Annotated in this window: 14 protein-coding genes and 1 tRNA gene; 3 read left to right on the forward strand and 12 right to left on the reverse strand. The window is 37.4% G+C overall.

Translation table 11 applies throughout. The features are described 5' to 3' along the window. Nucleotides 1–4: 4 nt before the first annotated feature. The 4 genes from WJR50_RS21615 to WJR50_RS21630 form a co-directional block, all read right to left on the reverse strand. The gene (locus WJR50_RS21615) at nucleotides 5–2653 is read right to left on the reverse strand and encodes a site-specific DNA-methyltransferase (protein ID WP_341295408.1); all 2649 of its coding nucleotides are present in this window, start codon (nucleotides 2651–2653) and stop codon (nucleotides 5–7) included. Next, nucleotides 2653–5784 carry a BPTD_3080 family restriction endonuclease gene (locus WJR50_RS21620; RefSeq protein ID WP_341295409.1) on the reverse strand — a complete coding sequence of 1044 codons (3132 nt, stop codon included), beginning with the start codon at nucleotides 5782–5784 and terminating at the stop codon, nucleotides 2653–2655. The genes WJR50_RS21615 and WJR50_RS21620 overlap by 1 nt, the downstream gene beginning before the upstream one ends. A 146-nt stretch (nucleotides 5785–5930) precedes the next feature. After that, the gene (locus WJR50_RS21625) at nucleotides 5931–7874 is read right to left on the reverse strand and encodes a DUF262 domain-containing protein (RefSeq protein ID WP_341295410.1); all 1944 of its coding nucleotides are present in this window, start codon (nucleotides 7872–7874) and stop codon (nucleotides 5931–5933) included. 575 nt (nucleotides 7875–8449) lie between these two features. Then, a complete protein-coding gene (locus tag WJR50_RS21630; RefSeq protein WP_341295411.1) occupies nucleotides 8450–9253 on the reverse strand; it encodes a hypothetical protein in 804 nt (267 codons plus the stop codon). A gap of 70 nt (nucleotides 9254–9323) precedes the next feature. On the opposite strand from WJR50_RS21630, the gene WJR50_RS21635 reads away from it, so the two are divergent. After that, a complete protein-coding gene (locus tag WJR50_RS21635; protein WP_341295412.1) occupies nucleotides 9324–9536 on the forward strand; it encodes a hypothetical protein in 213 nt (70 codons plus the stop codon). Between the two features lie 38 nt (nucleotides 9537–9574). Here WJR50_RS21635 and WJR50_RS21640 read toward each other — a convergent pair whose 3' ends face one another. Continuing rightward, entirely contained in the window at nucleotides 9575–10144 is a 570-nt protein-coding gene (locus tag WJR50_RS21640) for a hypothetical protein (RefSeq protein WP_341295413.1), read from the reverse strand. A 274-nt stretch (nucleotides 10145–10418) separates the two neighbouring features. Beyond that, complete coding sequence (locus WJR50_RS21645) at nucleotides 10419–10862, reverse strand: hypothetical protein (RefSeq protein WP_341295414.1); 444 nt, start codon at nucleotides 10860–10862, stop codon at nucleotides 10419–10421. Between the two features lie 445 nt (nucleotides 10863–11307). On the opposite strand from WJR50_RS21645, the gene WJR50_RS21650 reads away from it, so the two are divergent. After that, nucleotides 11308–12210, forward strand: coding sequence for a hypothetical protein (locus tag WJR50_RS21650; RefSeq protein ID WP_341295415.1), 903 nt, complete (start codon nucleotides 11308–11310; stop codon nucleotides 12208–12210). A 114-nt stretch (nucleotides 12211–12324) separates the two neighbouring features. Here WJR50_RS21650 and WJR50_RS21655 read toward each other — a convergent pair. Next, nucleotides 12325–12399: transfer RNA gene (locus tag WJR50_RS21655), tRNA-Pro, on the reverse strand. Between the two features lie 177 nt (nucleotides 12400–12576). Between WJR50_RS21655 and WJR50_RS21660 the strand changes: the two genes are divergently transcribed. Next, on the forward strand, nucleotides 12577–15459 hold the full coding sequence (locus WJR50_RS21660) for an outer membrane protein assembly factor BamD (RefSeq protein WP_341295416.1): 2883 nt from the start codon (nucleotides 12577–12579) through the stop codon (nucleotides 15457–15459). A gap of 3 nt (nucleotides 15460–15462) precedes the next feature. Here the strand turns inward: WJR50_RS21660 and WJR50_RS21665 are convergent, their stop codons facing one another. The 5 genes from WJR50_RS21665 to WJR50_RS21685 form a co-directional block, all read right to left on the reverse strand. Beyond that, nucleotides 15463–16992, reverse strand: coding sequence for an alanine/glycine:cation symporter family protein (locus WJR50_RS21665; protein ID WP_341295417.1), 1530 nt, complete (start codon nucleotides 16990–16992; stop codon nucleotides 15463–15465). A 143-nt stretch (nucleotides 16993–17135) separates the two neighbouring features. Beyond that, the gene (rfbD, locus tag WJR50_RS21670) at nucleotides 17136–18059 is read right to left on the reverse strand and encodes a dTDP-4-dehydrorhamnose reductase (RefSeq protein WP_341295418.1); all 924 of its coding nucleotides are present in this window, start codon (nucleotides 18057–18059) and stop codon (nucleotides 17136–17138) included. Between the two features lie 20 nt (nucleotides 18060–18079). Beyond that, nucleotides 18080–18934, reverse strand: a complete 855-nt coding sequence (locus WJR50_RS21675) for a peptidylprolyl isomerase (RefSeq protein WP_341295419.1) — start codon at nucleotides 18932–18934, stop codon at nucleotides 18080–18082. A 34-nt stretch (nucleotides 18935–18968) separates the two neighbouring features. Further along, entirely contained in the window at nucleotides 18969–19901 is a 933-nt protein-coding gene (gene hemC, locus WJR50_RS21680; protein ID WP_341295420.1) for a hydroxymethylbilane synthase, read from the reverse strand. Between the two features lie 35 nt (nucleotides 19902–19936). Next, nucleotides 19937–21151, reverse strand: a complete 1215-nt coding sequence (locus tag WJR50_RS21685; RefSeq protein ID WP_341295421.1) for a DNA polymerase III subunit — start codon at nucleotides 21149–21151, stop codon at nucleotides 19937–19939. Nucleotides 21152–21250 lie beyond the last annotated feature (99 nt).

The raw sequence follows: 21250 nt of genomic DNA on the forward strand, positions 1-21250 counted from the left end.
GGTGCTATTTTATTGTCATCACCTTTGTACTCTCTTCCCCAAACTGGCTGATCACGCGGACGGCGATGCGCTGGTGCTCCTTCTTAACCTCTATGGGATGAGATTGGAAGCCGTAGATGCGGTCAAAGGCTTCATCGTCTATCTCAATCTTTAGAGTCTTTTCTGCGTTGCGCTTGGTAGATTGACGGGCCAAGTCGCTGAGCCCTTTCTCCCACTTTTGGAATTCCTTTTTATCGCCACCACAGAAGAAGACTTGCTTCACTACGAAGTTGCTGCCATCGTAATCATCATCTACCATCCAGTAGGCAATATCGGCCCGGCTGCGGGCTTTTACTTGGTCTTTGATGGGATCATATATATCCAGGCCAAGGATTTCTAGCTGTACGCTATCTTCTTTCTTGTGTAGCTTGATATCCGGCTCACCTATGGTAACAAAGGATGCGGCTTTTTTGTCTTTCTTCATCAGCCCCTCCTGCATGAGGTCATCGTTCATGCGGACTTTTGTGACCTCAAAACTGCCGACACTGGTGGTAACGTTCTGGTTTTGGATATCACTTTCAAAGCTAAAGCCTAGTATGATGAGCCAGTCACCATCTCCACGCTGACGGCACTCTTTAACAGCTTCATTGACCGCCTGCTTGCTCACCGTACCGAATTTAGGGCCTATATGGATATAAGCTTTCTTTTCAATTTTATCTGCTTGATAAAAACCCTCTGCATGAAGATAGCCACTGCTGAGCGGGTCTATGCGGACAAAGACCGCTTGCTCATTTCGGATACCATTTTTAACACCGGCAGATTTGAGGTGCTCAAAAACAGTTTCTTCAAAATTACCATCTCCCTGACTTTCTTTGGTGTTTTCAAAGATGGTATCATCCAAGCTTTCAGGAGGTAAAGGCTCAAAGTTTTGTAGTGTTTCTACTGTGAAAGGACCGGCAACTCGCATTTTCTTTTTATCCTCGTAGGGCTGATCGTAGAGGGTCTCGGTATCAAAAGGCTCATCATTGGCCAGGGCCTTAAGGGTAATATGGGGTACTTCTTCATACACAAACCCCTGCCGCATATCGCCTATTTGTTCTGACTCAGGCTTTGGGACAACTTTCTTTTTGATCTTACCCTCCTTTTCTTCACGCTGAACATCAACATCTGAATACAGATGGTAATACGGAAAAACGGCTGTCATCATGCGGGTTTTGGCGATATTGAGAGCAATTCGGGAGGTATCTATTGTGATCCACCGTCTACCCCATTGTTCAGATACATAGGCAGTTGTACCACTACCGCATGTAGGATCAAGAACAAGGTCACCTGGATCTGTAGACATTAAAATACATCGTGTAATTAGTTCCCTATTTGTTTGAACGACATATAACGATTCTGAGGCTCCCTGAAAACTGTCCCATAAATTATGAATTGGTTTTACAGGAAAATCATTAAAATATCGTATATAATTGGGAACTGTTTTAGGCTTAATCACTCTTCCTTTTTCTATCAGTCGCTTCATTCCACTTTTATTAGTACTCCAGCTTTTCTTCTGCGCTTTAATTATTTCACCGTTTAGTTCGAAGTCATAAAAGCACGACTCTGTATAACCGGAGGAGGTTAGTTTGTCCAACCTGAAAACATTTGATTTTTTAGGAATGGAATTAGGATTAGCCTTTTCTTCATCAGTCATTCTTCTATAGTTACCATCTTCATCCATCACCATTGAGTATGGAGAATTATTACCGAAAGTTTTATAATCATATAATTGTCTATATTTGTACGTATTATCTCCTTTGTTTTTCCCATACCAGATAATATAATCTGATACACCTGCTAAGCCATAACTCCCCAGAGGCAAAGTCTTCCGTACTGTAATCAAGCTTAAAAAGTTATCACTACCAAATACCTCATCCATAAGACTACGAACCAGATGCACATTTTCATCACTAATTTGTACAAAGCAAGAACCGCTTTCAGTAAGTAATTCTTTGGCTACTAGCAGGCGATCCCTCATATAGCTGAGGTAGGAGTGTATGCCCAGTTCCCAGGTATCCCTAAAAGCTTTAATCATTTCCGGTTCTCCACTTAAGTGGTCATCGGAACCATCTTTTACATTACGGTCGTTGAGCTTCATCTGCCAGTTAGATCCGTATTTAATTCCATAAGGCGGGTCAATGTAGATACACTGTACTTGTCCTGCCATACCTTCCCGCTCCAAGAGAGAACTCATCACCAGTAGGCTGTCTCCCTGAATCATGCGGTTACTCCAGCCATCCTGGTGGGTATAGTAGTCACTCACCTTCTCCAGTTCATCCCTTTCCAATGCATTGCCAAACAGTTCATTGGTTGAAAAGAGATCCATCTGATCTGGATTTTTCTTTTCTTCTACAATCCGATATAAGCCTTTGATAAGTGATTCAGGTGGTATATGCTCATGCCGGTAGAGGGAACGAATATCCACTTTCAGTCGGTCATCCTGCTCATCTACCCCGTACTTATTCATCCAAAAAAGTTCAGGGTCTTGTCCTCGGTTAACTACCGGGTTTTTGGGTACATTTAACTGTTGCTTTCCTCCACTTACCTTGGGGCTGGCACTTTCGTAACCCGCTTCTTCCTTGGAAGGTATATGGGCTCTTTTGTCGGCGGTATGTTTGTATGACTCTGACATTATGCTATGGCTGTTTGAGAAGTTGAGTTAATGATGTTTTTAATCTGATTTTTAATATCCCGCAAATCATTGGCTACCTCAATAAACACCCAGGGATCATACTCGTACTTATCCTTGACCGCATTGACAGCAGGTAGCCAACGGTTTTCTACAAACCACTTTTTGAGGGATTTATCAGTTTTATTGGCTCCAGTGATTTCAATAATGAGATTGATCATTTGCCCATCAGGGGCCTTGCAACGAGTGATAAAATCCGGGTAGTAGCGTCTTTCTTCAGCATCTTTGGTGTAGGGAATTGTAAAGCCCAAAAACTCATTTTTGACATAGCTTTTTACCTCATCTAATTCTTCAAGGGTCTTAGCAGCAATCTGCTCCCAACTATCCGTATCGGCTACCACATAGTTGACGTGGCTTTTTTGCGTAGGATATATCTCTTTAGTGGTATTGCCATTTACATAGCGGGTACTGCTAAAAGGATTGTAATAGTTGAAAACCGGCCGGATATATTCAGAAGTATTGATATGGGTATTGACTCCGCGAGCTATATGCTCGCAAATTGATTTGGGGGATTCAAAGTATACCAGTCGCTTATGCGTACCGGGATAATTCAGTACCTGAAGACGGGTATGGTACCATTCGCTGACGATGTCCCGTACCTGACGAAAACGCTGAATTGGAAAGCCATCAATATCACCAAACTGATGTCTAAGGAATTCTCTGGCTATTTGGTAAATAATCTCCTGATCCCGCATTTCCAGTACCGATTTCACTTCCAACTTTTCGTTACCTGGCACAAAAGCCGTTTCCATAATGGTCTCTGTCGGAAACTTTGAACCATCTATCTGGTAGCTTTCTAGATTAGAAAAGTCATATGCTATCTTTCCATCCTTGTTCTCTATGCGGTAGCTGTCAATATTTGGGAAAGTGATCTCATACTCTTCTTCTCGATCCGGTAAGGCACGAATATGGGTATAGTCCGGTGGATCACTAATCACAGTTTTGCCACTCTTGAACATTTTGAAGGGTACACCAATGATGTGAGCATATTCCGGGGGGAATTTCCATACTATATCTTTGGTTCTGCGAGTATTCTGCGGCAGTTGCTGCCCTGTTTTAGGATCATAAGGAACCAGATTATACCTTTTTCTTCGTAGGGCACGTCCTGCTACCTGTTCACAAAGGAGGTTAGAATTGAATGCCCTTAAACCCATGATATGAGTTACTGTATTGGCATCCCATCCCTCTGTGAGCATAGAAACTGAAACTACACAGCGGATATGTGAGCCCAGCTTACCAGGTTTGCCTACCGTGTTGACTACTTCCCGTAGAATTTCCGCATCAGAAATGTTTTCAGCGGAAGCTGATCCCTTTTGCCGTGCGTATTCCTTCCGGAACTCGGCAATTTCACTGGCAAAGATTTTCTTAAAGTCATCGTTTACCTGATCTGAGTTTTCTAGTGCATCGCTGTCAATAAGCAGAGTAGGAGCTTTTCGTTTTGGCAGAACAGTACCAGTTCTATCATCATAATTAGAAAGTAGAGGGTAATGGCCAGTAATACTTTGAATTATATTTCCCTCTTTGTCTGTCTTTTCATAACCAGCTACGAATTTATAGACTTCTTTGGAAACAGAGGTATTATTACATACTACAATGAATACTGGTGGCTCCGAGAAGAGGTCCATTTTTTCCTCAGCCTTCTTCTTTTCACCATCAAAGTAGTGCTCGTAGTGGTTGTAAAACTGATCCAATGCCCCTTTGACTAAAGGAGGTATTTTAGGAGGAGCTTCTATTCCTATCATTTCGCCCTTTTTCTTAGCTTCCTTCTTTTTACCTCTTTGCCCTTTACGTGGTAATTCTTCCTTTACATGATCATAAAGATTCCGAAGTTTTGCTCCTTCCAAATCCTGTGTATTATCACTTTCAGGTAAGAAGGGAATCTTTACCAATCCTGACTCAATGGCTTCAATTAATCCGAAATCAGACACTACCCAACCAAATAATTTGTATGATTGGTAACCAGACCCCTGTAGATAATAGGGTGTAGCAGAAAGGTCATAGACTGCCATGAGCTTAAATCTCTTACCAATCTCGGTAAGTCCAGTGTACCAGACCGCTGCTCTCTCATTTTCCTCTTGGGAATTATCTTCATCTGTCTTTTTACCTTTAGCTTTAGGTAGATAACAATGATGAGCCTCATCATTAAGCACCAGTAAACGCCCTCCCTGTTTAAAGTTGCCCATTAGACGTTTAATCACCAAGCTATAGTCTTCCTTTGCCTCCTGTTTTTTCCCTGAAGCATCCTTTTTCCCATCAAATGGACTTTTTTTGTTACCCTGGAGCGTTTTAGGCTCAAAGGCATGGTAATTAGTAATCACAATGCGGGAATTAAGATTGAGCAGTTGCCTCACATAATGATCTGGAACTAATCCTCTTTCTCGGTAGTAATCTTTTATATCCTGGGCGTTTTTATTTTCAGTATCTACCCTGAGCACTCCCAGACGGTCCCTAATCGTTACGCCAGGAGCCACCAAAAGAAAATAATCAGCGAAACGAGTATCATTACGATATTCTTGCCTATTGAAGAAGTGGTACAAGATTAACGCTCCCATCACCACAGTCTTTCCAGTACCAGTAGCCATTTTAAACGCGTAGCGTGGGAGATGCATAGAAGGATCATTACTCACAGCCTTACAATTCTTCTCTAGCCGATTGATTACATTCTGCCCTGCATTTGATTTACCAGCGACTTCATTCAGCCAGATAGCTGTTTCAATGGCTTCCCTCTGAGCAAAGAATAGGTTTTTGGTAACTAGTCTATCAGGATTTTTAAACCAGAATGTCAGAAGTTCTTTGGTAACACGGGTAGTATTGGTATATCCCCCATCACGCCATTGCTTTACCTCTTTTCGTACCAGATTAATCAATTCAGTCTCATACTGAGCAGCCAGATCATTGACCTCAAAGATTTTTCCCTGTGGTCCTTGTTTGGTAGGGATAGAATGAATGTCAGGAGCAAAGATTCTTCGTCCTTCCCTGATATCCTGGTAATTCAGCGCACCATTTTGATCAGTAGCATAGTGATATTTAGGTTCTTCGTAGGGACTGTTGAGTATTGGGTTGTTGTTTGACATTTATAAAATCTAATTATACATTAAAGCCGTTTAAATGAATATCCACTAAATACTTGGTTAATACTCTATTTGCCTAAATGGCAGATGAGTTAAATAAACGGATCATTTATAATAATTTCTAAAATTAGTAGATGACTTATTAGAAGTTAACCGAGTGAGGAATTAGAATCTGCCAATACTTCTTCTCTCTCACCTTCAAATGCAAATATTTCAACAATTTTGTCAATCATATACCTTGTTCTCGCATTGATTGTCTCGTGATTCCAGTAACTAATATTTGCTAAAGAACTTTTACCCCCTTTTATCTTAAATTGTAAATTATTTAATGATAACCCATTTCTATAGCCAATAAACAGTTCTTCTCCAAGTACATTTTTATGTGCTTTACTCTGCTTTTCAGAAAAAGATTTATTGGATAGATTAGAGTTGTAAGCAGATAGAGTCAAATTTCCTAATTTGTGTACCCATTCATATTGAATTGCTTGTGCCTTTTCCTTATCTCCACTTGCAATCATTTCAACCCAGCTGTTAGGAATATTTTGTCCTTGTGGTAAAATGTGCTCAATCGTCCAAATGTAATTATCATTATTTGGATTCCTTTTCCATAAATCCGGTGAATACTCTCTATTATGACTAATGCTATCTAACTTCCATAACAAATACCTTGTCATACCGGCATTATTAATGAAGATATCGTCTTCTAGCCATTCCTTGAGATCCTGTAATGTTGAAGGTTGCCCTTTCGCACTATTCATTTGCCATCCGATAATATCTTGGGAAGAAACCTTCTTAGAACTCTCTATCTTTTCTGCACACTTTTCTACAACTTCTATATTAATAGCATCAAGGTCTCTTGTGTTTGGATAATCAGTAATATTCCTTCGTGCATAATACTTAATTAGAAAGCCTAAAATTTCTTCTAGGGTTGAGTCTTTTTCTAGATATTGCTCGTTACTAAATAAAAACAATAATAAGGTAAATGAAGATGCTGCCTCTACTCTATTGAGCTCTGCAAGAAGGCTAGCAACATTAGATCTAGGTTCTTCAGTTATCTCAATAAACTTTCCATAGGTTTTACCCTTTGTCAAGAACTCATTCAAGGTAAATTGTACATCTTTCTTTATCAACCTTTCATATATTTGTAAAATATTGCTTCGCGTTGCTTTTGATATCCTGTCATGCTTAACTTCTTGATTTACTTTGAATGCATTATAGTATTGGCGTAAGAAACGAATCTGATTATCAAAATCTGGGATAAAGCTTAAGAGATCTTGCCATTTATCATAAGTTTCATCTATACCTTGCTTTTGCTGCTTTTCCATCTCAGCCAAAAGACTGTTTTTGATAATATCAATTGGAGAAAGAGGAACACCCCGATTATTTAGTGTCTCAAATAGGGTAAAAGCATCAGCTTGTGAATTAACAGATATATGTATAAAAATGAGTCTATTAAGTTTATCTAATAATGCATCTAAATCTTCTTTAGATTCAGGCAATTCATTATAGAAGTAGTCATATGCTTTATAAAACCTCCTATTTCCGGCAAATTTTGGTTGTTTTACATCTTTTAATATCCCGCAATCATAAAATATATACTTATAGTCATCTAAGTTATTATTTTGAGTAGAAGGCTGCACCCTTAAAAAGCAAGTGTACTTACCATCCTTAAAACTTCCTTCTTCATCTTTATAAACCTCATTTTTTTTCTTAATGAGTTTTTTCATTATGCTATCAAGCTTGATAGTAATATCTCTTAATTCTTCCTCATCCTCTTCCTTTTGATACTCATTGTATAATTCCTTATATCTATAATAAATTGCAGCGAGAAAAATACTTAAAGTGGTAAGCCTTTGCTGACCATCAACCACTTGATATATTTTTTCTTCTCCAGGCCTTAAGTTATTTGAGTGGTTTACAACTATTACTGAACCTATAAAATAATCAGGATCATTTTCTAATATATCTGTTAACAAAGTTTCCCAATGACCTCTGCCCCACACATATTCACGTTGATATTTTGGAATATGATAATGTTCTAAATTTCCTTCTATTTTTAATATCTCTGCAAAAGTTAATTTTACCGCGTTCATACCCTAGATTAAATCAATAAACATAAAGGCCAATAAAACGAAGACCACTTAGAGTAAGTACAATCACCCTCTTTATTTCTTCATTTTGCCTTCCAATATAGTGAAGAAAATGTGTTAAAAAATATTAGAAAATTTATTTTTCATAAACGTGGTGTAAGCCATATTCAGATATATATAAAGTATGGAGAATTTTGACCTGCAATACTGGAAGAAGTAAAACAAATTACATATATATTAAACAAAAGAATGCGCTTTATTTTTATCAGCCCTTTTTGCCATAAAGACTTTTTTATTCTTTGTACTCGGATGCATCCATATTTCTTCTAAGGAGGTCGTACACTTCCATTTGGAGGATTTTAAGCCATAATAGGATTCGTTTTTTCTTCCTCAATTCAGAATTATCGCGTGATGAGCGCAGTACAATAAATTGAAATTTTTGAATTAGCCTTTTAACTTAAATACAAAATTGATGCTCCTCCAAAATTTGTAATATATCACTTGAATTGTCAACTTAGTCATTTCAAATTGACGGAATGAATTATAGTAAATTAAGTGGTAGATCTAATCTACAATGCCTAATAGGGCACTAGGCTATATATGGTTTTTTTAAACCACGACGGAAAAGTATTAGGACGATCCCAATCACAAAGTATCACTAAAGGCATAAAAAACAACTGTACCAATGTAAACAGTATGCTTGCCAACAGAAATATTTTGCTATCAAATAGCAAGTAAAGCGCACAAAAGGTTGAAACTAAAATTACCAGATAGATAAGGGTTCGGTTAAAACTAGCCAGTGGCCAATAAACGACCTTTCTAACTTCATTAACCCAATTGTCATAGTTGCTTACCAGATAGTAAATTCCTTTCCCCACATTATAAAAAAGCAAAGGTGGTTTTAATACCTCGTGATTGTGGTCATCAAAAGATCGGGATGGGCCCAATAAACGATAATCATATGATGATAAGGGGCTTTCTAAATAATTATTTTTATGAATTAAAGATTGGTTTTGCTGAAAAGCATTCAAATCATCAAGGAAAGAGTCTTTGTGCTTACCCTTAAAATATGAAGTACTCAGAAATTTAAGTCCATAAGTTTGGGCAACAGCTTTAATATCATCTTCCAGGTATAATTTCTCTGGATTGTTTTTCCCAAATTGGATTAACAGTTTTAATGAAATTTTACCTAAGTCGTCAACAATTGATTCTGGAGCAAAACCTGCCTGACGAAGTGTTTGATAGTTAGTTTGGCTTGTTTCAGAAAGTTGATCATAACGATCCATTCGGGATAAATTGAGCGAGTTGAATAATGACTGGTAAGCTTCTAGGTTTTTTTCTTTTTGTTGTTCTAATTTATGCAGAAGAGATACTTCACTCATAGGTTTTAGGAGGTTAGTGGATAACGATTACTATTTGTAGACCGTTTTTACTTCATATAAGTAGCTTAATATGAAATCAATTAATAACATTTTCGTAGATACCGATATAATTTTGCTTCTCGCCCTCTATCTTTTGTTCTTTTTTGACTTTAGTGTACTGAGTTGGATAGTTATTTCTCTATTATCTATCACTATAGGCTTTGAGCTTTTTGTAAGCTGGTACAACTATCAGCTTGAAAAGCTAAACCAAGAGATCATACTAAAAAACGAGAAGAATAAATAAGTAACACGATTTAACTGTATATCAGTGCAGTATGATCTTTAAAGGTAAGAATCATAGGTGCTCACCAGGTAATAAATATTTGCACCAATATTGTAGAATAATAAAGGTGGTTTAGAGGAAGAAATACCCTTTCCTTCAAAGGTCTGAGGTAAACTAAATAGATAAAACCTTGATGAGTGAAGTAATTGAAAGACACGGCTTACACCACCATTTTTATCTTCTAATGAAGCCAAAAAATGAAGGAAACTCTTTATATCATTTATAAATATGCTTTTTTGGTCCCCCTGGAAATCACTCGTTTTTAAAAACTTAAGTCCATATGATAATGCTACTTCCTTGATATCTTCCTCTAAATAAAACTTTGCAGGGCTTTCTTTTTCCAAGGCTATTAATATGGATGAAGAATTTTTGCCTAATCTTTCTAAAATAGAATCTGGTTTAAACCCAGCATATAATAAAGCCTGTTCATCACTCATATCTTCATCTCCGGTCCATGATCCTTCATAGAGGGTCTTATCCTGTTCTATTGCTTGGTAAATTTCTTGGTAGGCATCTTGATTAGCTTCTTTCTGCTTATTCAAAAGCGATAAAATAGATATCTCCTTCATGGCCGCTAGGTTGGTTTATAATACGTTTGTTTTCTTTATCTCAAAAAGCCTTTATTCATATCTGCTTTATTTGCATGTATAACTACTTAATATAGTAAAGAAATCGTGTTGAAAAATATTGGAAAATTTATTTTTCCAAAAGCTGCGTAAGCCGCGTTTAGCTATCTATAAAATAAGGAGCGTTTTAATCTGCAATATTGATAAGAAGCAGAAACAAACTACAGCGAATTCTTAATATATGAAATCGCTGTAATTTTTTTTTCTCTCCTTATTGTCATAAAGACTTTTTATTCTTTAATGGTCTTCCCCTTTTTATACGCCTCTTCTTTACTATATCCGGCCTAGGTTTTGGATCTATTTGTTCTATATAAGCCTCAACCGCTATACGAAGGATATCATATACAGGAAATCCTGAATGGTATGATAAATCTAATATGCGTTCATGCTTTTCCAAAGAGATCCCAGTTCGTATACCTACAACTTTATTGGGTTTTTTTGGAATAGACGTAGGAAAACTCATTTCCTTAATGTTAGTATTAAAGGACCTTTTCTTCTCATTTTCCCTTAAATTTTTTTCTTGATTTTCAATGATTACATCAAGGCTTAGCCCTATCTGCTTAATATTTTCTTCAAGTTGCTGGCCATTTTTATGATGTTGTTCCATCATAATATTTAGCATTTGGATGTTGTGTTTGATTTTTTTTAGTTCTTCGTCCATAGTTGCGTTTTTATTCTTGATCATTTATACTCCCTATTTTAATAACTGTGGAGTAAAAACCCTCAAGTATATCTATTTTTTTCTACTTCTTATTTGATTTATAAGTGTTAGCAGAACGAAGTATTTGAAACCGTAAATAAATTTTAGGGGATATCTGAAAATTAATTTCTATGTATTTGAAATGATATTGTAGCTGGCACTAATATTCTATTAAAAATGATATGTTACTGTCAGCAGGCATCACAATAGTTATGAGGAAGAGTAAAGTGTCAGAATTTATTCATCAACACAAAAATGAAATCCATAGCGTGTTGTAAATCAAACTATTATTGAGTGTTTGGGTGACTAAAGAACCCAAGCTTGTAGTAGTTATTATAAAGAGCATTTATAAAGCGTATGAGGTCAGAGATAGTATTTGAAGAAATCACTAAACACTAAAATTAATATGAATGATACTATAGTAATTCCACAATTGAGTAACAGCATTATTGCTAAAGTTAGCAAACAGGGCATAACAAAGATTGGTGAAATAGATATACCATTTGATTCAAAGAGCATAGTTACTAAAAATGACTTAGTTGTTTCATTATGTTTTGAAACACAAACCCTGACTGTCCATGATACTGCCGGCTCATTATTGTTAGAGAAAGGAGATAGTCAATACAAGGCAATCAATGTAAAAGGTAACATAGTATATCTAGGGGGAGAATATAGAAGTAGGTACCCTTTTAAAGGTGAGATGTTTTCCGTATTAAATCTTGAAGATGTAAACCTCAGCCCTACTACTATGGATTTGCCCATAAAAGTAGTAGAGGGTAAATCTATTGATGATATTTTAATAAAAGGAAGCGATTTAATTCTTGTAGACAATGTTGTGTATCCCAAGTATCTGATTAAGTACGATATATCTACTCCTGAACATCCAACCCACCTTGAAACTATACAACTTCCTAGTGGTGCGCCCAATGACCACATCATCAAAGGAGATATCAATGAAGACTGGACAGTATTATTCTCCTCAGCTAGTTATCATGGAGGTAATAGCCAAAATATTTCAGTGAGTGGAAAAACAGAAGGGTATCTACACTTAAATAAATCTTGGTTGTCTATTATATCTGATGATCCTTATAGCAAGATATCGTACATAGACTTTTCTTTAGTCAATAATTATCTCTATGTCTTGAGGTCGGATGGCTTAGGATATATTGATCTAAACAAGAAGATATCCAATGAGGATTTTATCCCTATAAAAACTGAAAACTCAAACTTTTCAAGACTAATCAAATCTAGGTCTAACAGGCTTGTTGCAGTATATGGAAGAGGGTATGAGTTAATAGATACCCGATAGTATAGTAGGAATACTGTAAGCATATACTTTTTTAGTTATCAGCAATTTTGTTTCTACTATGTTTCTACCAATGCATAAAAAAAGCCCTATACTAATTGTATAAAGCTTTTTTTGTCGGGATGACTGGATTCGAACCAGCGACCCCCACGTCCCTAACGTGGTGCGCTAACCGGGCTGCGCTACATCCCGTCATAAGGTATCTTCAAACACCTTGTGATTTTTGGAGTTGCAAAGATAAGGCTTTCTCAAAATTTGCCAAACCTTTCATATTATCTTCTGATATTAATTCCTTAAAACCCTGATCAGTTAGGTAAAATTATTGCTCATCTTTTTTTACGATATTGGCAAAAAATATAGTTCTGATACATGAAAAAACATTTACTATTTATATTTCTGTTCTTTTTTTTAATTTCTGCATGTAACAGCAGCAAACAGGCATTAAAATTTCTGCAAAAACAAAAATTTGCTGAAGTAAAGCATACGCTGGATAAAGCTATTGCAAAAGATACCCTCAACGCTGACCTTTATTATGTGTACTCCCTTCTCTATACTGATACTTCTTACTCAGCATACAACATTGACTCATCTTTTTATTTTATCAGAAAAGCCATAGAAGACTATCAGGCTTCAGATGTTAAAAGCAAAGAGAAGCTGCAAAAACAAGGAATTGATAGCCTGGCCCTTGTGCAGCAAAAACTTTACAATGATACGCTTGCTTTTGAAAGAGCTCAAAACCTGCACGAAGTACAGTCTTACCAAAATTTTTTAGACACCCACCCTGATGCTCCTCAGGTTCAAATTCAGGAAGCTATACAAAATAGAAATCATCTAGCCTATAGGGCAGCGAACAACCTGGACACCTACGAGGCTTACAAAGAATTTATGGATACTTACCCTCAGGCTAAAGAATTTAACCTGGCCAAAGAAAGATATAATACTCTTGTATTTCGGGAAAAGACGCGCTCCGGAGATTTACAGAGCTACATTGATTTTTTAGAAGCATTTCCAGACTCACCGTTTCGCCCTCAGGCGGAAGAGCAAATCCTTCAAATAACTACTGCTTCAAATCAACTCAATTCCTATGAAAATTTTATAAAAAACTACCCCTCCAGCCAGCATATCCGCCTGGCTGTAAATTTATTTTACCACTTATACGTCGCTGCACATGATAAAGAAAGTTTTTTCAAAAGTTATAAAAATTACCCTCTTACAGATTCTTTAAAAAAAGCAGCCCAGTTTAGTGAACGTATGCTTGCGCCAATTTTTGAAAATCAGCATTATGGTCTATTAGATAGTAAAGGTAAGTATATCGTTGATACTCAATATAATCTGATTCCAACCCACTATTTTTGTGAAGGTGTTACTGACGAAATAATCCATCTGGCAACTGCCGATAAAGATTATGTTTTTCACAGTTTGTTATCCAAAGCGGGTGAGACAATATATGAGTACCAACTTCCCCGAAACAATATTGAATCTTCTGGAAATTTATTTAGTCAGAAGGTCTATGGTATGCAGGCTGGTTTGATGCTCATTGAAAATGAAGAGGGAAATTATCAATTAATGCACCAGGCAGGCCTTCCTATTTATCCCAAAGTAGACTGGACTTATCCCTTAGATACTGCGTTGTTAATACCCGCTATGCCTTCAGAAGCTGTACCTTTTCAATTTATCAAAATTGAAGAAAATGGTTTATGGGGACTTATCAGTTTTAGTGGGCGGGTACTCTTAGAACCAGTCTACGAGGAAATAGAAGAATATGGAAACTTCATCGTACTGAGTAAGCAGGGCCTAAAAGCTATTACAACCAGAGAAAAAATTATCAATTCTGCCGATCAAAACGGATTGGAATTATCTTTTCGCTATGAAGATGCTGCTTTACTTGACCAGCAACATATTGTTGCCTTTTCTGATCAATATGAAACAGTGCTAGATGTTAATCTCAACACTGCCGTTCCCCTTGCCAGACAAAATATTATACGCCTGATCAATGGAAGTGAGAGCCCGAACAAAAAGTGGTTGTTAAGAGAGAACAGAACTGAAGCTTATGTCAAAAATGACACCTTACTCAACCGAAATACTGCCGTATACTACCTTTATGATAAACAGAATCTTTCTGATCAGCCTGAAATTACTTATCAAAAAGCTTATTTTAATAAACGCTGGTTGGCATTGAAGAATAAGCAGGGATTTCATTTGTTTGATTCACAGACAGATAATGAAAAAAACGTATATGACTCTGTCAAACTAGTTGGCGAAAGCTTTGCTCTATTGTTTGAAAGTTTTCAGGATGCCAAAGACAGTGTAAAAGTATTATTTCAGAATGGTGGTAAGCTTGCATTAGTATCACCTGAAAGGATTACTTTTTTGTTGCTTAGGCCAGGTAGCACTACCAATGAAAAAGAAAATGAATACCTGCTGATATCTCCAAAAAATGGCCCTAAAGAAGTCTGGAGTCAGTCTGGTAAACGCATTCTGACTGGTAATTTTTCTAACCTTAACCTCTACCCTTCGGGCTTATTTGTGGTGGAAGAAAGAGGTAAAAAAGGTCTACTGGATAGTTTGGGTAACGAACTTGTTCCTATACGTTATCAGGGAATTAGTAATTACAAAGACAGTACTCTAGCCATTTTTCAAAACAAAAGATTTGGTATCTACCGGTATCCCAGCAAAACGATGATTGAACCCCGATATGAAGCTATGCTTCAGTCTTATGGGTCGCCAGTATATCAAAAAGGAGACTCTTCATTCTACGAAATTTTTATAGCCAGAAAAGATGATGCTTATGGGCTAATTAATCAAAATAATGTCCAATTAACAGACTTTACTTTTGATGAGGTCAGGTATTGGAATGATACATCTGCTTTTGTAAAATCCGAGGATGAATGGATGATCTACCGCTTCTCCCCCTCTGAAGAGTTTGACGATGAGAAAGAGTATATTTTATACGATGGAATTAGTGACTTTGACATAGTACAATCAGACGCTCAGGAAAAAGTCATCAAAATATATAAAGATGGAGGCTATGGGATTCTTAGTAACCAAAGAGGGGAGATTCTCGCCCCAACTTATGATGATATACGCCTTTTTGGAAGTATTACAAATCAGGAGGACATTATTTACTATTCAGAAAAGTATGTGCCTGAAGCTGATCTTTACATCATTATCCACCTGGATTATAAAGGTAACATTATCAAGCGTCAGGCACTTACCTCAGAGCAGTACGATATGGTTTTCTGCGAAGAATGAATGCTAGTCGTAAACTTCAATCTTACCCTTCTTGATCCTCGTCAAGAATGACTGCATATCCTTTTTGACCAGTGGTAGAAGTATATAACACCCTATAAGATTGGGCAGTGACATTGCTATGAGAATACCATCAGAGAAAGCTAAAACACTAGCCAGATTGGTTGAAGCTCCAATTACAATAAAAGCACAAAAAATTACCTTATAGCTGGTAACTGAAATATTACCTTCTCCAAACAGATATGTCCAAGCCTTTAGGCCATAATAGGACCATGAGATAATCGTAGAAAAAGCAAAGAGAAGCACGGCAATAGCAAGTAAGAAAGGAAACCAGTCAATAACGGTTGAGAATGCAGTAGAAGTGAGGGCAATTCCATCAGCAATGCTCTCGTCTTTATAGGCACCGGAAATAACAATAACTAAGGCAGTCATTGTACATACGATTACAGTATCTACAAAAGGCTCTAAAGATGCAACGAAGCCCTCAGTTACCGGCTCGCTAGTTTTTACAGCAGAGTGGGCAATCGCAGCAGAACCCACACCAGCTTCGTTAGAGAAGGTTGCACGCCTAAGTCCCCATACTAAAGTACCTATTAATCCACCACCCGCAGCTTTTCCATTAATAGCACCGTCAATAATGGCAGCAAAAGCATCGGGCACCTGTTCAAGATTAATCAGAATCACTACAATAGAAGTGAGCAGATATAAGCCGCACATAAAAGGAACAATTTTTTCGGTAACGTTGGCAATACTTTTAATTCCCCCTATAATCACCATCGCTACCAGTATGGCTAAGATAAGTCCGAAAACCCAGGTATTTTGAGCAATGAAAGAATCACTGCCACCGGAGATGTTGATAAACTGTTGGGCAGCTTGGTTAACCTGAAACATATTTCCTCCTCCAAAAGAGGCAAAAATAGCCATGAAGGCAAATAAGGCAGCCAGAAATATACCCATTCTTCCTAACCCTTTTTCTGCAAGACCTTTTCTCAGGTAATACATAGGGCCACCGGATACACTGCCATCAGCATGAACATTTCTATAACGTACAGCTAAAGCACATTCTACAAACTTAGCAGACATACCAAATAGGCCAAAAGTAATCATCCAGAAAGTAGCCCCAGGTCCGCCAACTGAAATCGCTACAGCAACCCCCGCGATATTCCCCAAACCTACTGTCCCTGAAAGTGCAGTAGCAAGTGCCTGAAAATGCGTTACTTCCCCAGGGTCACCTTCATGTGTATATTTTCCTTTTACGATGTCAAATGCTGTACCAAAGCCTCTTAGATTGATGAAGTTCAGATAAAAAGTGAAGATAATAGCGGCAGTGATCAGCCAGGCTACAATAAAAGGAACTTCCACCCCTTGTATTGTAATTAGCGGAAAGAAAAACACAGTACTAATAAAATCGGCTGCTGGCGCAAATATACTGTCAATGATCTGGTCTATACTTTTCTCTTCTATATTTTGATCCTGGGCTAAGGCAGGAAATGTTCCCCAAAGAAACATCATACAAAGAAGTAGAGGCTTACGCATAATTTGATTATTACTTAATGATTGATTCAGATTGTAAAAGACAAAATAAAGGTGCTTCATTTTAAATAAAGCACCTACAAATTAGGGTAATTATTAAAGATATGCTAATTAATATTTTTTAAGTCTTTCAACAAACCAATTAATCATGAAGCAGAAATTTTCTCAGTTTTTTTTAAATGTTTTTCCAGGTAAGCCAAGCCTTCTTTAAAGGTATGAGGTTGGTATCCAAGCTCTTTTTTCGCTTTTTCAATAATAAAACCAGTTTTAGGGGGGCGTCTGGCTGGCTGCTTAAATTCACTAGAATCAGTTCTACTAATTAGAGACTTGTCAAGGTTAAAATGCTCAGCCACCATAATTGCCAGTTCGTAGGGAGTAAAGACTTCTTCATCTGAAATATGAAAAATTCCCTGGGCTTTCTTTTGAGCAATTAACCAGCAGGCTTGCGCCAGATCTTCTGCTAGTGTAGGTGTTCTGTATTGATCATCAACTACCTTTATACTTTTTCCATTCTCCAAACTTTCTTTTACCCAAAGTACAATATTACTTCTGCTCATACTTGGTGCTACTCCATACACCAGTGCAGTTCTTACTATAGCATGTTTAACCTCACTTTGCTGTACCAGCAGTTCTGCTTCTACTTTAGATTTGCCATAGTAATTCACTGGAGCTGGACTCTCATCTTCCGCTAAAGGCCCATTAGAACCAGAAAATACAAAATCAGTAGAGAGATGAATAAAAAAAGCATTAATTTCCTTTGCCGCCTCCAACAACCATTCAACTGCCACCACATTAACTTCCCAACACTCACTCTGATTTTGTTCGCAGGCGTCTACATTGGTCATTGCAGCAGTATGAACAATTACGTCAGGTTTTTCTTCCTCTATTATCTGATTTACCTGTTCTCTGTCTGTAATATCCAATGAGCGAAAATGATACTCAGGAAGATCATAATAGTTTACATTTTCACCTCTTGAAGTAGCAACTACTTCAATACCTTTAGCATGAGTAAGTAGAGCAATTAGTTTTTGCCCCAAAAGTCCATTTGCACCGGTTATTAATATTTTCATAGTGACGAATTTAAAAAAGTCTAATCTGTTGATGGATACTGATATCCGTATTTCTTTGTAATCGCTTTCTTGGATAACTCTTCAACATCCACTGTCATGTAAATTTCCTTTGTAGGCTTATCCATTGCACCTGTAGGTTGAGCAGCGATTGAATCTACGATGCTTAACCCATCAATAACCTCACCAAAAACTGTATAAGTATCATCCAAATGAGGAGCGCCGCCGATAGTGGTATATGCCTTTAAACGTTCTTTTGGATACTTTCGGTCCACTTCAATATTTAATTCTTCTTCTACTAACGGTTTCAACTCAACCATCTTTCTGGTATAAGCTTCAAAATCACCACTCTGATATAAGCCAATAAGCTCTTCCCCTACCTCTTTATAACCATCATTTTTAATCAATTGCTGTATACCTTTACCGAGCTTGTTCATATCGGTAAGTAATTCATCCTCTGAATATACAGTGCCCTGAACAATATAAAACTGACTGCCACTGGATGCCCGCTCAGGGTTGATCTGATCTCCCTGTCTTGCTGCTGCTAAAGCTCCTTTTTTATGAAAAAGAGTATCCACAAATTCAGCAGGTATGGTATAATCAATGGAATCTTCTTCAGCATTATAGCCTGGGCTAGTACTCAAATCTCCTCCCTGTACCATAAAATTTTTAATTACACGGTGAAAAGTAGTACTATCGTACTTACCCTGTTGTGCTAACTCAATGAAATTTTCTTTATGCTCGGGAGTTGAATCATAGAGAACAGCATGCATATCTCCGTAAGGTGTATGGATGGTCACTAAGTAATCTTTCTCTGCACTACAGGCACTTATTATCCATATCAGACATAAAAAACAGACGAAAATATATTTCCTCATTAATAAAAATGTAACAGCTATTTAAAATACAAACCTAACAAATATTCATTTGTTTTTTAATTTTTTCAAGAACTAAGTCTCCTCCATTCTCAAGAATTTTTACTGCAAGTTGTTTCCCCAGCACCACAGCATCCTCTGCTTTTCCGCCAACACTATGTTTTATTAATTCTTGTCCATTCAGGCTAATAACACCACCAGTAAGCTGTAACAAGCCCTTTTCAAGATTTGCAAGTGCAAACACCGGGATACTACATCCTCCCCGGAGAGTCTTGAGAAATGATCGCTCTGCCACTAATCTTGATTCTGCTTCAGGGTGACTTACAAGTTTTTTTATAAGGTGCTTTTTTTCATTTTCCATGCCAGACAAAACTTCCACAGCTACACTTCCCTGCCCTACTGCTGGTATAAAGACTTCAGTGTCAAATTCATAAACTATATGGTTATGGTAATTCATTCTGTGTACACCTGCGTATGCCAGTAACATAGCGTCACATGCACCTGACTCCATTTTAGAGAATCTTGTCTGCAAGTTGCCCCTTATTTCCACAGTTCTGACATGGGGATAATAGTGTTTTAGCAAGGCTTTTCTACGTGCTGAAGATGTACCGACAACCCATTCTTTCTTATCATTTGCTAAATCCACTGGCTGATGACTTACCAGTACATCATGTACTCTCTCTCTTTCAGTAAAAGCCACAAGCTCAAATTCTTTCGGTAACTCAGATTGCATATCCTTAGCACTATGTACTGCAATATCAATTACTCCATCAAGAAGCTGTTGCTCAATTTCCTGAGTAAACACTCCTTTTTCTCCGATTTCAGCAATAGTAACATCAAGCTTCTTATCTCCTTTGGTATCAATTGTTATTATTTCAGTTTCCACACCGCCCTGCTGAAGCTTATTTGCTACATAATAGGCTTGCCACAAAGCCAGCTTACTTCCTCTAGTACCTATTTTTAACTTCATATCTTCTAATTTTTTAACGCCAAATTGTCTTCACTCTACCGCAGTATTTGGCCTATCTTCAGCGAAATATCCAGAAATACAATTTTTGGATTAGCGTTTCTCATCAGATGATAGTATCCCTGATTGAAGAGTTGCGTTATTTTTTCAATCTTATCAAACGTCATCACTTTACTAAAATTGGTAATGAACTTAAGTTCCTCTCCCTGCAACCTAATCAACACTTTATCTTTTTTGAGCATTACTTCATCATTACTATCATCGGGAGGACCTTCGGTGGCTATTACCATGAGTGTTTCACGAAGCATACCCAAACCATATTGCATCAAGCCTTTTTGAGCCTCTTTACCCATTTTTTGCACCTGATCCATCATATGGGTTAGTTTGCTGTAATCCTGAACATAACAAATACGCATCCAATCTCTGAAAAACTGATGACTATCCTCTTCTACTTCTCCTAAAAGCTTAAGCGCCTGATTTAAGTTTCCATCAGCCAATGTGGCAATCTGCCTTAACTGCAACATTCTTTTATCCTGAGGTTCTTCAATGCCCTCTCGCTTGGCTAAACTCAGCATTAGCTCTTCATCCGTAAAAGCTCTGATATTTACAATCTGAGTACGTGACAGGATGGTTGGTAGTATCTTTTCTACATCTTGGGCTACCAAAAAAAAGAGCGTATTGTCCGGAGGCTCTTCCAGTATCTTCAGAATTCCGTTGGCTGCAGAAGGGTGTAAAAGCTCCGGAAGCCAAAGGATGACTATCTTATATTTCCCTTCAAAAGACTTTAAAGAAAGTTTTCTGATGATATTTCGGCTTTCTTCTTTAGAAATATTGAGCTGTTTGTTTTCTGCTCCAAAATATGAGCTCCAGTCTACTGCATCTCCATAGGGGTTTTCAGCCAGGAAAGTACGCCACTCTTTGATGTAGCTATCGCTCACCACATCCTTCCCTGAAATATTTTTGGTTGCACTGACTGGAAAAACAAAGTGTACATCCGGATGAATAAATTTGTTGAGTTTTTCAAAACTGGGCTTGTCCACGCTTAGCTTATTCACTTCCTCAGAAAACATTCCGCCATCAGCAGAAGTCAGAGTGTGACTGTTAAGATAAGTAGCAAAAGCTACTGCCATTGCCAGATTAGCACTACCCTCCGGGCCTAAAAACAGCTGAGCATGCGCCACATGACCTTCTTGTGCTGAATGTATCAGACTCTCTTTGATTTCTTTCAGGCCACTAATATCTGAAAACTGCATATTGAAGGTGTAAAACTTAAATTCCGAAATTAATAAACAAGTACTAATTCAAGAACCATTTAAGAAATAAAAAAAGTCTTCAGATAACTGAAGACTTTA

Source organism: Catalinimonas locisalis (genome assembly GCF_038039535.1).
Classification (GTDB): domain Bacteria; phylum Bacteroidota; class Bacteroidia; order Cytophagales; family Cyclobacteriaceae; genus Catalinimonas.